General features: G+C 56.0%; 12 protein-coding genes. 6 read left to right on the top strand and 6 right to left on the bottom strand.

Annotated features, from left to right (window positions below):
• Positions 1-2: 2 nt before the first annotated feature.
• The 3 genes from AC5QPF_RS10055 to AC5QPF_RS10045 all read right to left on the bottom strand — a co-directional run bounded on the left by AC5QPF_RS10055 (position 3) and on the right by AC5QPF_RS10045 (position 3,908).
• The gene (locus AC5QPF_RS10055; RefSeq protein ID WP_494963064.1) at positions 3-488 is read right to left on the bottom strand and encodes a hypothetical protein; all 486 of its coding nucleotides are present in this window, start codon (positions 486-488) and stop codon (positions 3-5) included.
• 120 nt (positions 489-608) lie between these two features.
• Entirely contained in the window at positions 609-1,487 is an 879-nt protein-coding gene (locus tag AC5QPF_RS10050; protein WP_494963063.1) for a PDDEXK family nuclease, read from the bottom strand.
• A gap of 132 nt (positions 1,488-1,619) precedes the next feature.
• Entirely contained in the window at positions 1,620-3,908 is a 2,289-nt protein-coding gene (locus tag AC5QPF_RS10045; RefSeq protein WP_494963062.1) for a replication protein RepA, read from the bottom strand.
• A gap of 438 nt (positions 3,909-4,346) precedes the next feature.
• On the opposite strand from AC5QPF_RS10045, the gene AC5QPF_RS10040 reads away from it, so the two are divergent.
• The 3 genes from AC5QPF_RS10040 to AC5QPF_RS10030 all read left to right on the top strand — a co-directional run bounded on the left by AC5QPF_RS10040 (position 4,347) and on the right by AC5QPF_RS10030 (position 6,445).
• The gene (locus AC5QPF_RS10040; protein WP_494963061.1) at positions 4,347-5,669 is read left to right on the top strand and encodes a hypothetical protein; all 1,323 of its coding nucleotides are present in this window, start codon (positions 4,347-4,349) and stop codon (positions 5,667-5,669) included.
• Between the two features lie 316 nt (positions 5,670-5,985).
• Entirely contained in the window at positions 5,986-6,207 is a 222-nt protein-coding gene (locus AC5QPF_RS10035) for a helix-turn-helix transcriptional regulator (protein WP_494963060.1), read from the top strand.
• A 1-nt stretch (position 6,208) separates the two neighbouring features.
• The gene (locus tag AC5QPF_RS10030; protein ID WP_494963059.1) at positions 6,209-6,445 is read left to right on the top strand and encodes a helix-turn-helix domain-containing protein; all 237 of its coding nucleotides are present in this window, start codon (positions 6,209-6,211) and stop codon (positions 6,443-6,445) included.
• Between the two features lie 25 nt (positions 6,446-6,470).
• On the opposite strand, the gene AC5QPF_RS10025 is transcribed toward AC5QPF_RS10030, so the two are convergent.
• Complete coding sequence (locus AC5QPF_RS10025) at positions 6,471-7,607, bottom strand: tyrosine-type recombinase/integrase (protein WP_494963058.1); 1,137 nt, start codon at positions 7,605-7,607, stop codon at positions 6,471-6,473.
• 155 nt (positions 7,608-7,762) lie between these two features.
• On the opposite strand from AC5QPF_RS10025, the gene dusA reads away from it, so the two are divergent.
• The 3 genes from dusA (at position 7,763) to AC5QPF_RS10010 (ending at position 11,747) form a co-directional block, all read left to right on the top strand.
• Positions 7,763-8,728: a tRNA dihydrouridine(20/20a) synthase DusA gene (gene dusA, locus AC5QPF_RS10020; protein ID WP_494963057.1), complete on the top strand. Its 966-nt coding sequence runs from the start codon at positions 7,763-7,765 to the stop codon at positions 8,726-8,728.
• Between the two features lie 116 nt (positions 8,729-8,844).
• Positions 8,845-9,771, top strand: a complete 927-nt coding sequence (tal, locus tag AC5QPF_RS10015; protein ID WP_494963056.1) for a transaldolase — start codon at positions 8,845-8,847, stop codon at positions 9,769-9,771.
• Between the two features lie 83 nt (positions 9,772-9,854).
• Positions 9,855-11,747 carry an alkaline phosphatase D family protein gene (locus AC5QPF_RS10010; protein ID WP_494963055.1) on the top strand — a complete coding sequence of 631 codons (1,893 nt, stop codon included), beginning with the start codon at positions 9,855-9,857 and terminating at the stop codon, positions 11,745-11,747.
• Between the two features lie 40 nt (positions 11,748-11,787).
• Here the strand turns inward: AC5QPF_RS10010 and rssC are convergent, their stop codons facing one another.
• Positions 11,788-12,270, bottom strand: coding sequence for an anti-sigma factor antagonist RssC (rssC, locus tag AC5QPF_RS10005; protein WP_330074648.1), 483 nt, complete (start codon positions 12,268-12,270; stop codon positions 11,788-11,790).
• Positions 12,267-13,451, bottom strand: coding sequence for a two-component system response regulator RssB (gene rssB / locus AC5QPF_RS10000; RefSeq protein ID WP_494963054.1), 1,185 nt, complete (start codon positions 13,449-13,451; stop codon positions 12,267-12,269). The genes rssC and rssB overlap by 4 nt, the downstream gene beginning before the upstream one ends.
• Between the last annotated feature and the right edge of the window lie 272 nt (positions 13,452-13,723).

Genomic DNA, 13,723 nt, shown 5'->3' with positions numbered 1-13,723 from the left:
AGTCACTCCAAAAACCTGACGCCGTACTTCGCGATCATCAGACTGTCAGAGATCCCATCACGCACAGCACGCTTGCCACCACGGGGCTTTCCATAGATGGCCTCGGCCTGGAACACCTCGAAGGCAACCTCAGCAATTTGCTCTTTCGACAGCCCTGTAAGGCTCTGATGGCCGCGCCACTCTTGCGGTCGCGAATACCGAACCTCTGGGCACAGGCACTCAGCAACAGCCCGGACAACCCCAAAGGCATCACCGAAGCTGAACATCGATGTCACACCCTGGCCAGGCCTGGCACCTACCAGCTCAACAACAGCCAGCTCTGGCTCGTGCTGCGCAATAAAGTCAAAAACGGGACGCGGGTCTACCCGACGCTTTTTGCCGTCAACAAAGCAGGTTGGCATTTGAATGCAAGCAATTAAGTTAAATTGCTCGTCAATGATAGATAGACCGCCAGAGAGTCCAGGATCAATCCCCAGGATTTTTCGCATGTCTCACTCGTTATTATTATTTTTATGCAGACATTGTAACACTATTAACAGCTTTGTTTGTGCGCAAAAAAAAGAGCCGTCGTGGCCCTTGTGTTCTGTACATCATGTAGATTTAGTGTTTCAGCCTTTACGTTTCATTCGCTTAGCCAGGCTATAATTGTTCGGCTTTGCGTCGTATCTCAGTGGCTCTTTGCCTTCTAACTGCTCCGATAGAGTGCCAAGTCCCTTACCGACGTTTTCAACAAGCCATTTGAAGTGCTCAGTTTTCTTAAACTGCTCCACCTCACCCATATAACAGTAGTCAAAACCGTTATTTACACACCACTCTTCAAGGGTCATCCTGGTTCCGTCTTTTCTCGGAGGCCTTGAGAACGTCCACGGGCAAGTAATGTTTCTCGACTGAAAAACGAATATGAAGTGAACATGATTTTGCTTTGCGGAGTTGACATATTTCTTCGCGTCGATGAGTGTCGAGATTCTGCCCTTGCACTCCCAAACTATCCGATTGTTCAGGATCTCATTAGTATCAGATGTATAAGTGCTCTTGATGACATAATTTAGCATTAGGTGCTTAGGCTCATATTCGTAGCCAACCAACCCTCCAAACTCGAACTCGTAAGCTTCGTTGTGAGACCTGTAGGGCTTGTAAACTGGATAGACAGAAGGGAGCATGATGATCTCCTCACCTTCTTCCAATACCCCTGTACGCTGACGATTATAGGTGTTCCATGGAACATCCTTCATTACACGCAGGCTCTCCTCAATCGTATACCTCAAAAGATTTCGATCTATAGCCCTGCTTCCAGAGAGTAATGATATCCGAGCCTCATCAAGAAGCTTAGGATTCGGGTTCGCAGGATCAAATACCTCAGGAGCGTCATTCTGGATAGCCGAGTGTTCCTGGACGCTTTTCTCTACAATAGACCAAAGTCTGCTGTCTTTGTTCTTGAGTTCCGCCTCGAACAGTTTTTCAATATCAAGCTCCACATAAGAAGTCATGGCCTTTCCTTTTTTATTCTTGCTATACCTTCCATGTTATGGATGAGCATTTGGCCGTGCAATAGCAAATAGCAAAGTTGTCAAAATATTTATATTGGGTATATTGCAGCGCCTTCCGTGGCGCTTGGGGGATCAGATGTAGCGGGTCATTTGAATCAGTGACTTTGGGCGAATAGTGTAGAAATATTGCTTGTTGGTTGTCTCATGCCTTTTGACCGAAAGTCCGAACTGCGCGAAGATTTTTGTGATATCAGCTTTCTTTGCTTGATTGCTTTTTGCAGCGCTCAGCCTGATCCCGGCTTTTAGTACGTCTGTGCGAATCGCGTTCAGTGTGTCGAACAGCTCGACGCTGCGATTCTCTGTCCAAGCATCGCTGTAAGCCATTACGATCAGTGCGGGCTTCAGGATTGCCATTACCTTCGCTGAAATTTCATCAATGGTCGCGTCCTGGTCTGATGGGGCTGCCAGGCAGAGGCCGGAGAGTGCTCCGCAGTGGTTGTGAAGCTTGCGATACAGTCTGACTTTCGACTCGCCTTCGCCATGGCCCCATATCATCGCATCGCTCATGCTGAAGGTCGTAACGCCCATTACTTCGATGGCTCTTGCACGGGACGCCTCGAGGTATTCCTTCTCGTTCTCTGAACCATAATCACGAACTCGCTGCGCAGTAGCCTCGTCGGCGCTGACTGCCTGGCTTACGCCCTTGGCGATCTGACGCTTGACGGCCTTTTTCGCCAGACTGTCAGACTTGTATCCGTCTAGGGAAAGGACGTCATCATGCTTCAAAACCTCGACAGAGAACCCTCGCGACATGAGACTCGCAGGCAACGCGCTCTGAATGTTGTCGCGCAACCAAGCCTCGTCTCTGCGATGCCTGTACTCAAGAAACTGAAATTGCAGTGAGCTGAGAGCCGACCGAACAACCATCTCTGTATCTTGATCGCCATCTTTGAAACTCAGCGTGCCCAGCAGGTCGTCGAGGCAGACGGGCTTGCACTTGTAAGACACTTCAACGGCTTCAGACTTGCTGTACATGGGCTGCTTAATGCCAACCACGAAGCTCTTGGCGGTGCGATCACGACGAAGCATCTGGATAGCGTCACTCGGCACAACCTGTCCCTGGAAGATGCCGTAATGCGATTTGAAGTGGCCAGACGTGATCGAAAGCGCGGAAGTAATGACCGGGCTGTAAATCACAACCTGGTACGCGGTGTCATTCGGGTTCGCAATGAAAGCAGCTTGATCCGGCCAGAGGGCATTGTCTGCAGTGATCACCAGCGCATCTGGCCCACCTTGCTTAGAAATTGACTTCGCGAGGGCCAGGGCCTCCTTAACCGCATCGCAAGCGATCAGAGTGGGCGTGCTGCATGCTGACGCGACAGCCAAGGCTCTGACGTGGTTGATGTCGCCGGTATACACAGTAATGCCAGCGTGAGCTGCGGGCTTCCGAAACAGCTTGTGGTCAGGCCCAATCATCTCTGCGCAGCGTGCGTCAATGTCAGCATCGCTCATGATCACGTTTGCTGTGCGTTTGACGACAAAATCCAAGGTTTCCCAGACTGCCTGGCGGTTTTTTACTTCGCCACCCAGGACGTGCGAGATCACTTGCGAGGCTTCGTCGATGACGACAAGGTCGACTGACTCGATGAAGCGCTTGAACTTGAGTGCGTTGAGAGAGTTGACGACGATCTTCAGGCCTTTTGCGTTCTGCAAGTCGCGGGGATCATTGCACTCGTCGTAGCTAACGATTCCTGGGATGTTGGCCAGAGTCCTGTTGATCGAGCGGCGGTGCGAGATGATCAGGACTTTCCTGCCGGTGTCCAGGTAGTGATGAATGACTGGCTCGTTGATGATCGTCGATTTGCCTTCGCCGGTCGGCAGGCTGATCAGGAATTTTCCACCGTCTGCCAGGATCATGTCGCGGATTCCCTCCGGGCTCGCATTGGAAATGCCGGTGGCGTCCAGGGTGTTGGTTTTTGAATTCATGCGAGCTGTCAGGAATTCGAGCTTGCTATTGATTGCTGACACGCAGGCTTCTTGAGTGCGACCGGTCGCTTCAGCGAGAGCTTGGGCTTTCTCTTGGGTTTTGCCGGAGACGAAAACATCACGAGCGATTTCGAACGCTGCTGTGTCGAACGCTTTGTCGCTGCTGTCAGCTTTCACGATCATCAACGCTAGGTCGAGCTTCGACATCGTATAAATTGATTTAGATATTTGCCCTTCATTAAGACTGTGTAATCCTGACGCCGTCTTGTATGCTACGGATACGGCTCTCAGCACATCACCATCGATTGATATCAGTCTAGTCTGCTTACCGTACTCCTTCATCTCTCTGGCAACATCAAGAGCGCTCTCGTTATTTGCGATAACAATTGGACTGAACGCATCGATTTCGACTGCTACTTTTGGCACGATACTCATACTACATTTCCTTTTATTCGAGGCTCTCTCCTGCCTCTGTATCCACAGTATTAAAAATGAGCACAATCAAGCACAAGCGAAAAACATTAATTAGACAAAATATTTATATCCAATATAAGAAATAATTTCGCACTTACACAAAAGCAGATTCTCTTAGCCAGAGTTTTTAGGGCACCCCCACTACCTCTCTCTTTATAAGAAGAAAATAGGTAGTAGGGGTAGCGTGGGTGGCTCGCAGCCTTTATAGCTTTGGCTCAGAGAGACTCAGCAGTCAACACCCTGCAGCAATTAAACACTCACAACCCAATATCAAGCCAAGGAAAGCCCACTCAAAACCCAGCCCAACATTTTTTTTGATGAATAGTGTTGCATCGACCTTTGCTCCATTTGTTTAATGGACACAGATGAGCGAGAGACTCGTCAAAAAGGAGTGTCATCATGATCAACTATTCAACACAATCCTGGGCATCAACAAACAGCCTGACCGCAGCTAACGCAAGTAACTTGCTCTCTTTCTACGAAAAGCATTTCGCAGAACCGCTTGTTCTGGAAGATAAAGAGAGAGCATCAACTTTCGTTCCGGCTCAATTCCGAATTCCGACTAGGCACGCAGACAACGTCGTATCATCAACGCTGATCGTCTTCGACGTTGACCAAAAACTCGGCGAAGGTTACGACGACGACATGATCCAGCTCGAAGAAGTCGAGGATGCACTGAACGACTTGTGTCTGGAGCACATCGTCTACACCAGCCATTCCCACACCCAGGCAGCTCCGCGCTTCCGGATCATCCTCAAACCTTCACGCCCAGTTCTGCCGGACGAGCACGACACGACCTACGCCGCCATCCTCGAACAGATTGATGACTTCCTGGGCGGTAGGATGCTGCGAGCTCTAGATCCTTGCTGGAAGAGTCTCTCGCACTGCTTCTACGTGTACACCGCGCACCCTGACCGCAGGCAGTACGCAATCAGCTTCTACAACCCAGGCAGGCCAGCAGACGTACTTGAGTACCTGCTACACAATTCCACGTATGGCCTGGATGTCGAATACAAGCCGGGGGCCGCTCGAAAAGCTACAGGTGGTACAGGCGCACGCGGACGCTCATACCAGCTCAACCGCATCGTCGGCGGCATGATCACGTCATCAACAGAGGATGAGATCGCCCATCGCCTCTTCGAATACGACAATGATGAGCACGCTGGCAATGAATACTTCCGCGACCGCCAGTACAGCCGAAACCGCCCACGTCCAGGCGAGAGCCAAGAGGCTGCTGCATGGCGTTCATGCAAGATCTTCACGAAGTCTCACATCAACTCTCTAAAGCGCAAATTCCGCAGACAAGACGACATGCAGATCGTCAACGCCAAAGCGCAGTCCAGGGAGCCGATGCCAACCCACGACGCGATGATCAAGGTCAGGTCTGTCAAAAGCCAACTCACAAAAAAAGGTGGCCAGTCAGCACTGGTCGAGCTCCAAGTGATGTCAGGAGAGCACGCAGGCCGGCATTTCTGGCACCGCTTCTACGGCGACGGGAACCACCCGACAGCGATCAAGATCAGTAGATCGATTCAAGACAAAATCGCCAAGGCCACCAGAACAGATATGCAACAACTGAAGGACTTAATTAAAGCCGAGGGGCATATAATTCTGGCCAGAATTAAACAAAATCCAGGCACTAACGGCTTCCCCGCTCAAAACGAAATCGGTGATTTGCATTTGACAACAAACCACACACAACAGAAGAATGTGGTATTATAAGTAATGCTTTGAAGTTTCCTTCCTTTTCTTCTTAGCATCACCCCTAGCCCCTCACTGGTCTCTCTCCCAGCGGGGCTTTTTTTCGTCCCGAGATCCGGTCAGAGTCTCTTCTAAGCATACTCATAGTTAAGGGTATGCTGTCCGCATACTTTGAAATAAATGGGTTCCGTGCCTTGACGGCGGTCTGGAAAATAATTTTACATATATTGACACGAGCACAACCGCTCGGACTGGCTCGCTAGGTACGACACCCAGGGCCACAGCGTAAAAAGGTATCGCTGACAGCCACGATGGCGGGCATTACCGGGTATGAGAGATGCAAAAGGATATCGCGCAGGACATGGGCTTTTTGACCGAAAACGATGTTGCGGAGCTGTTCGGCGTTACCAAGCCCACTTTGGAGAACTGGCGCAGGCATGGCACCGGCCCGGCCTACGCTTACGCCGGCAATTGCTTTTTTTACCCTGTGCAGGGAATCAGCACGTTCCTGATGGCTAGGGTAAAAGGGTTTGGGTTCACTCAAGGTGGAGCTGCCTGACATGAGTGACCTGCGACGAAAGATTGCTGACGAAGTGAACTGCTACACCGCAGAGGATCTCAGCGAGTTAGCTAAGGTAAAGATTGAGACCTTGGAATACTGGAGGAAGAAGGGAAAAGGCCCAAAGGCCATTCACTTTGGCAACGCTTACCTCTATCCGAAGAGTGCTGTCATCGAATTCATATCTGGCTTAATCGACAGCGTCAACGATGACTTCATCATGAAATGCATCAAATGAAATAAGGGGGCCACGGCCCCCTTTTTTATTTCGCCTCCGTCAAAGCCTTGAGCTCAGAAATTTGCTCAGCGAGGAAGGCCATATTTTGAGAAAGCGTTTTGGCATCTTGGCTCTTCGCGCTCAGATCCTCATAGGCGGAATGAACATGGACAGCCTTGACGTGTGTGTAACGTTTCAACGTCTGCCAGTCTTTATGCCCGCTCATTAACGCTACCTGTGGTACGTTGAGGCCAAGTGCAAAGAAATCAGTGATCGCCTTATGCCGGATATCGTGGAACCTGGTTGGCCTCTTGATTCCTGCACTTTTACGAACACGGGTATAGGAAACACCTACTGACTTTGACTTGTAGGGGAATATTTGTCCGGTTGTGCGAGTCCCTACAGCAGCCAGGACGATCTCCCACGCTTTGGGAAGAAGAGGCACAGTCTGGTCGTTGTACTCTTTTTCAGTCGGATGCTTACGATTCCGGATAATCACGGTCTTGTTTTCAAAGTCCAGATCTTCGATTTTCAAGCCACAAATTTCAGCCTGTCTCATTGACGTGGCCAGCGCGAAATTAATGACTGCCGGCATATCAATCTGCTGCCGCTTCATTTTTTCGTACTGTCGAAGAATCGCATCCATCTCAGCCTGGGTTGGAATGCATTCAGTTTCACGGCTCTTAATGCGAAGCTTGTGATCTGTCTTAATCGACTTCCGTGCGTTGTCCGCCATCTCGCCGTCGATATTCAGTTTTCTAGTCTCCGAGCAGTGCCTCAGCACGCTCGATAGCATCGAAAGGTCGCCGGCGATGGTTTGTCCCTGAACACCTGCTTTCTTCCTCTCTTCAATGAAGGCGTCCAGGTGGCTGCGTGACAGCTTCTCGATTCCGATCTTGCCGAACCTTTTCTTCAATGCCTTGAGGATGAACAAGGCACTCCGCTGGAGCGTTCGTCCGGGCTGTATGTGCTCCAGGTAATCGTCGATATAATGCGCAACAGTGGAGTCCTTGGGCGCAGAGATCTTGCCAGTGGCTTTGATCTCCTCCAGCTGCTTAGCCTTTTCCTTAGCGAATTTTCGAGCCAGCTTCACATCAGCAAAGGTCTCGCTGATGGTCTTGTGACCCTTTTTGCGAATGAGCACGCGCCAGTTGCCACTCGGGAGCTGTTGAATCGAGGCCATGCGTGTTCACTCCGTGTTCATTTTTCAGTACCCAAAGCATACCTTTTTGGTACTCGGCGTGTACACCAGGTGTACCCATACAGCGAATTTTCACCAAATTTTGAACACGAAAACCAAACCGGTTTCGCCTTCAAACCCTTATAAATCAAGGACTTATGAACAGAAGATTTTCAGTAGCACCCATGATGGATTGGACTGACCGCCGCTGCCGCTATTTCCTGCGCCTGCTCTCCCGCCACGCCCTGCTCTACACCGAGATGGTCACTACCGGCGCCCTGCTGCATGGCGATGCCGCGCGTTTCCTCGGCCATGACGCTGCCGAATACCCGCTGGCCCTGCAACTGGGTGGCAGCGTGCCGGCCGACCTGGCGGCCTGCGCAAAGCTGGCGGAGGTGGCGGGCTACAACGAAGTGAACCTGAACGTCGGCTGCCCCAGCGACCGGGTGCAGAACAACATGATCGGCGCCTGCCTGATGGGCCATCCGGCGCTGGTGGCTGATTGCGTCAAGGCGATGATCGACGCCGTGGACATCCCGGTGACGGTCAAGCACCGCATCGGCATCAACGGCCGCGACAGCTACGCCGAGCTGTGCGACTTCGTCGGCCAGGTGCGCGACGCCGGCTGCCGCAGCTTCACCGTGCATGCGCGGATCGCCATCCTCGAAGGCCTGTCGCCCAAGGAAAACCGCGAGATCCCGCCGCTGCGCTACGACATCGCGGCACAGTTGAAACAGGACTTCCCCGACCTGGAAATCATCCTCAACGGCGGCATCAAGACCCTCGAGGAGTGCCATGAGCACCTCAAGACCTTCGACGGCGTGATGCTCGGTCGCGAGGCGTATCACAACCCCTACCTGCTGGCGCAGGTGGACCAGCAACTGTTCGGCAGTGACGCGCCGGTGATCAGCCGCAGCGAAGCGCTGGAGCAGTTGAAACCCTATATCGCCGCGCACCTGGCCGCGGGCGGCGCCATGCACCACGTCACCCGCCACGTCCTCGGCCTGGCCCAGGGCTTCAAGGGCGCGCGGCGTTTCCGCCAGTTGCTGTCGGTAGACGTGCACAAGACCAACGACCCGCTGGGCCTGCTGGACCAGGCCGCTGAACTGCTAAAAGGCCACTAGGAACCCGAGCGTCGTCCGGCACTCGAAGACATACCGCCAAAACCCCGTCAGGCCGGCCTTGAGCCGCTGGCGGGGCTCGGGTAATGTCGTTGCACCGCACAGGACAGAGCACGCTCATGACTTCCAAGCTGGAACAACTCAAGCAGTTCACCACCGTCGTTGCCGATACCGGCGATATCGACGCGATCAGTCGCCTCAAGCCGGTCGATGCCACCACCAACCCTTCCCTGCTGCTCAAGGCCGCCGCCCTGCCCGGCTATGCCGACCTGCTGGCCCAGGCCATCGCCAGCAGCAAGGGCAATGTCGACCTGGCTTGCGATGCCTTTGCGGTATCGGTGGGCAGCGGCATCCTCAAGGCAATTCCGGGACGCATCTCCACTGAAGTCGATGCCCGCCTGTCCTTCGACGAACCGGCCCTGCTGGCCAAGGCCCGGCAACTGATCGAGCTGTACGACAAGGCCGGCGTCGGCCGCGACCGCGTGCTGATCAAGCTGGCCTCGACCTGGGAAGGCATCCGCGCCGCGGAGACCCTGGAAAAGGAAGGCATCCAGACCAACCTGACCCTGCTGTTCTCCTTCGCCCAGGCCGCTGCCTGCGCCGATGCCGGGGTGTTCCTCATCTCGCCGTTCGTCGGGCGCATCTACGACTGGTACAAGAAATCCACCGGCAAGGAATATGTCGGTGCCGAGGACCCGGGCGTGCAGTCGGTGACCCGCATCTACGACTACTACAAGGCCAATGGCTACGACACCGTGGTCATGGGTGCCAGCTTCCGCAATATCGGCCAGATCGAGCAACTGGCCGGCTGCGATCGCCTGACCATCAGCCCCGAGCTGCTGCAACAGCTGAGCGACGACCAGGGCAGCCTGGAGCGCAAGCTGAAGCCGGGTGCCAAGGGTGAGCCACGTATCGAACTGAACGAAAGCCGCTTCCGCTGGGCCTTCAACGAAGACGCCATGGCCACCGAGAAACTGGCCGAGGGCATCCGCCTGTTCGCCCGCGACCAGGAAAAGCTCGAAGCCCTGCTCTCTGCAAAAGCCTGATACAAATATCGGTTTGCCAGTAGTCGCGACAGCGCGGAGAGTCCCGCCTCTTTCGCAACTACTGGCAAACGATCCCCGCCCTGATGTCCGATTCCCCTAGCTTGCCGCTGGTACTCGCCGGGCCGTTGCTGCGCCGGGTCGAAACCACGCGCATCGTCTTCTGGCTGGTCGCCACTCGCCCCCTGGTGCCGGAACTGCACCTGCACTGCCCCGGCGTCGAGCCGCTGGTCCTGACTCTGGAAGGCCCGCGCTGCCGGATTCTGCCCGTGGGCCGGAACGCATTCGTGCACCTGATGGACCTCCAGCTGGAAACCCTGCTGCCCTGCGACGAACGCATCGGCTATGACCTGCTGCTGGACGGCGAAGGCATCGCCAATTGGGCGCCGCACCTGCTGTACGACGGCGCTGTGCGGCCGGATTTCGTGGTGCGGTCGCGGCTGGACCAGTTGCTTCACGGCTCCTGTCGCAAGCCGCACCACCCCGCCGCCGACGGCCTGCTCTGTGCCGATCGACTGCTGGCGAGCCCGCATGAGGCCGTGCAACGACCGGCGTTGCTGATGATGAGCGGTGACCAGGTCTACGCCGACGATGTCGCAGGTCCCATGCTGCGCGCCATCCACCATCTGATCCAACGCCTCGGCCTGTTCGAGGAATGCCTGGAGGGCGCGGTAATCGCTGACAGTATCGAGCTGTACGGTCACCCGGCCAGTTACTACCAGCGCGGCGACCTGCTGCCGGCGCTGAAAAGTAACGAGACCCTGCGCGAACGCTTCTTCGGCGGCGTACGCAAGCCGATCTTCACCAGCAGTAGCGCCGACAACCACCTGGTGACCTTCGCCGAAACCCTGGCGATGTACCTGCTCGTCTGGTCGCCCATGCCGTGGACCCTGATCGCCCCGGACATGCCGACGCTGAGTCCCGCTCATCAGGCCCGCTATCGCCTGGAACAGGACTGCCTGGAAGGATTCATCGACGGCCTAGCCGGCGTCGCCCGTGCCCTGGCGCACCTGCCGACGCTGATGATCTTCGACGACCACGACATTACCGACGACTGGAACCTCTCGGCGCAGTGGGAGGAGACCGCCTACGGCCATCCCTTCTCGCGGCGGATCATCGGCAATGCCTTGCTCGCCTACCTGCTGTGTCAGGGGTGGGGCAACAACCCCGACGCCTTTGGCGACCTGCTGGAGAAATGCCAGGCGCTGTTTGCCAGCGAAAGCCACCTGGACGGCGCCCGGCAGAACGCGCTGATCGATGACCTGCTGCGTTTCCAGAACTGGCACTACAGCCTGCCCACCAAGCCTACCCTACTGGTGCTGGACACCCGCACCCGGCGCTGGCGCAGCGAAAGCAACCTGGCCAAACCGTCCGGCCTGCTCGATTGGGAAGCGCTCTGCGAGCTGCAGCAGGCGCTGCTGGATCATCCCTCGGCGGTCATCGTCTCGCCGGCGCCGATCTTCGGCGTGAAGCTGATCGAGACGGTGCAGAAAATCTTCAGTTGGTGCGGTTATCCACTGCTGGTGGATGCGGAGAACTGGATGGCCCACCGCGGCGCGGCGCAGGTGATCCTGAACATCTTCCGCCATTCGCGCACGCCCGGGCATTACGTGGTGCTGTCCGGCGATGTGCACTACTCGTTCGTCTACGAGGTGCTGATCCGTCATCGCCAACGCAGCCCGCACCTGTGGCAGGTGACCAGCAGCGGGATCAAGAACCAGTTCCCGGCGCGGTTGCTGGAGGTGTTCGACCGGCTCAACCGCTGGCTGTACTCGCCGCGTTCGCCGTTGAACTGGTTTACCCGGCGGCGCCTGATGGAGGTGGTGCCGCGGGTACCGAGCCGGGCCGAGTCGGGGGAGCGGTTGTGGAACAACGCGGGGCTGGGGCAGGTGTTCTTCAATGAGGCGGGGCAGCCGGAGCGGGTGTTCCAGCTGAATGCGGACGGGTCGGAAAGGACCGAGTTTCTGCGGCGGGAATGAGGGTCCTATCGCTGGCTTGCCAGCGATAGGACCTAAGGGTTCAGCTACGCTCGAGCGCGCTCACCAGGTCATGGAACGCTTCACGGTTGGAGTCGTTCAGCCCCATGAGGATCTTGTGCGCCTCCAGCACCTTGGAACGCACCACATCCTCGTCCTGGTCCTGCGATGGCAGGTCGGTCAGGCACTCGGGGCACGGAATCGGCCGGTCGACGATGTTGAACACCTGATCGAAGCCCATCGACTGCAACAGGCGGGTGATGTCGGCGTGGGTGGTAACAACGGTCGGCAACAGGCCGACCTTCTGCCGCGACAGGATCGACAGCTTGGCCAGCAAGCCGAGCGTGGTGCTGTCGATGCTCTGGGTTTCTGTCAGATCGATGACGATCGCCGAGAAATTCAGCGCGGTGAAGATCTTTTCAATAGTTGCATCCAGCGCCGAACACAGGGTCAGGCGCACTTCACCGACAAACTTCAGAACAAAGGTGCCGTTCTGTTCGGCGAACTGGATTCTACCGGTACTCATTGAAGGTTCCTGCTCAACACCAATAGGGCGATATCATCCGGCATCTCCCCAAGCGTAGCCAATTCGAATCGTTGCCGCAGGCCATCCAGGCTGCCGCCCGCGTCCCTGATGATCTCAGGCAGGGCCGCTTCTTTATCTTTGAGTGTCTCGCCCGGCAAAAGGTCAAGAATGCCGTCCGAGAGCAGGGTCAGGCTGAACTGCTGCGGCAGTTCCAGCACGTGGTCCTGGTAGGTCGCCTCGTCGAACAGGCCGACCGGCAGGCCACGGCCTTCCAGGTAACGGCCCTGCCCCGGGGTGAACAGCACCGGCAGTGGCAGATGGCCGCCGATGGCGTAGGTCAACAGACCGGTGTCTTCGTCGATGACGCCACCAACCATGGTCACGTGCTTGCCCAGCTTGCAGTTGATCAGGCCGCGGTTGATGTGCCCGAGCACTTCCGACGGCTTGAAGTCCCGCAGCGAACCGGCGCGCTTGAATTCGAAGAGCAGCCGGGTGGTCATGAACTTCAGCAGCACCGTGACGAACGCCGACGACGCGCCATGGCCTGAAACGTCCGCCAGATAGAAGGCGATGCGCCGCTCGTCGACCCGGAAGTAGTCCGCGAAGTCACCGGACAGGTACAGCGACGGGATGATCTGGTGCTCGAAAGCGAACTCGCCACAATGCCACGGGCTTTCAGGGAGCATGTTCATCTGCACCTGGCGCCCGGCGGTCTGGTCCTCCTGCAACAGGTGCAGGCTGGCTTCCAGTTCGCGGTTGGCCGCTTCGAGCTTTTCCCGGTAGCGCTGGTTTTCCAGGATCAAACGCGCCCGGTCGAGCGCACGGCGCACCGAGTGCTCGAGCACGGCGAGGTCTTCCAGGGGCTTGATCAGGTAATCGGCAGCGCCCAGACGCAGGGCTTCGACGGCATCGTTCATCACGCCAGCACCGGAGAGCACTATCACCGGCAGATCGGGCGCATGCTCGGTCACTTGGCGAATCAATTCCAACCCGCCCATTTGCGGCATGCGCAAATCGCAGATCACAAGGTCGGGCCGATCCTGTTCGAACACTTCGAGACCCTGCTGGCCGTTGTTCGCCTGCAGGACGCTGAAACCGCTGTCTTCCAGATAGACCGCGAGGCTCTCGCGCACCACGTCGTCGTCATCGATTATCAGCAGCGTTGCACTGGTTTTCTGCATGTGGGCAAACGGCGCCAGAAATAGGTTGGCGTAGGTGGCTCGACAGGCTGGAGCACACGTACTGGATTCTCTTCTAGCCACTCTGTCTATCTGAGTTGTAGGTCAGAAACATCCGACCGACAACACGCAGAGGTGCCCTGTAAGGCGCAGACGGTACTCCCATCCGTCAGGCGTTTCAAGCATGCGGCGACGCTCACTCGCCGCTCTTTACAGCGCAAATCACCGGGAGTTATAAAAACCCGGTTTGTGGCAACCCAATGTAAGGATCAAGG

The sequence above is a fragment of the Pseudomonas sp. Con_6 genome, from assembly GCF_059379395.1.
The sequence above is the reverse complement of the archived record's forward strand: the minus strand, read 5'-3'. Positions and strand labels throughout refer to the sequence as shown.

What these genes read in the sequence shown, in the direction of transcription:
- rssC (WP_330074648.1), bottom strand. Translation starts at nt 12,270, where the DNA reads ATGAGTACCGGTAGAATCCAGTTCGCCGAACAGAACGGCACCTTTGTT.
- dusA (WP_494963057.1), top strand. Translation starts at nt 7,763, where the DNA reads ATGAACAGAAGATTTTCAGTAGCACCCATGATGGATTGGACTGACCGC.
- AC5QPF_RS10055 (WP_494963064.1), bottom strand. Translation starts at nt 488, where the DNA reads ATGCGAAAAATCCTGGGGATTGATCCTGGACTCTCTGGCGGTCTATCT.
- AC5QPF_RS10045 (WP_494963062.1), bottom strand. Translation starts at nt 3,908, where the DNA reads ATGAGTATCGTGCCAAAAGTAGCAGTCGAAATCGATGCGTTCAGTCCA.
- AC5QPF_RS10050 (WP_494963063.1), bottom strand. Translation starts at nt 1,487, where the DNA reads ATGACTTCTTATGTGGAGCTTGATATTGAAAAACTGTTCGAGGCGGAA.
- AC5QPF_RS10040 (WP_494963061.1), top strand. Translation starts at nt 4,347, where the DNA reads ATGATCAACTATTCAACACAATCCTGGGCATCAACAAACAGCCTGACC.
- AC5QPF_RS10035 (WP_494963060.1), top strand. Translation starts at nt 5,986, where the DNA reads ATGCAAAAGGATATCGCGCAGGACATGGGCTTTTTGACCGAAAACGAT.
- AC5QPF_RS10030 (WP_494963059.1), top strand. Translation starts at nt 6,209, where the DNA reads ATGAGTGACCTGCGACGAAAGATTGCTGACGAAGTGAACTGCTACACC.
- tal (WP_494963056.1), top strand. Translation starts at nt 8,845, where the DNA reads ATGACTTCCAAGCTGGAACAACTCAAGCAGTTCACCACCGTCGTTGCC.
- AC5QPF_RS10025 (WP_494963058.1), bottom strand. Translation starts at nt 7,607, where the DNA reads ATGGCCTCGATTCAACAGCTCCCGAGTGGCAACTGGCGCGTGCTCATT.
- rssB (WP_494963054.1), bottom strand. Translation starts at nt 13,451, where the DNA reads ATGCAGAAAACCAGTGCAACGCTGCTGATAATCGATGACGACGACGTG.
- AC5QPF_RS10010 (WP_494963055.1), top strand. Translation starts at nt 9,855, where the DNA reads ATGTCCGATTCCCCTAGCTTGCCGCTGGTACTCGCCGGGCCGTTGCTG.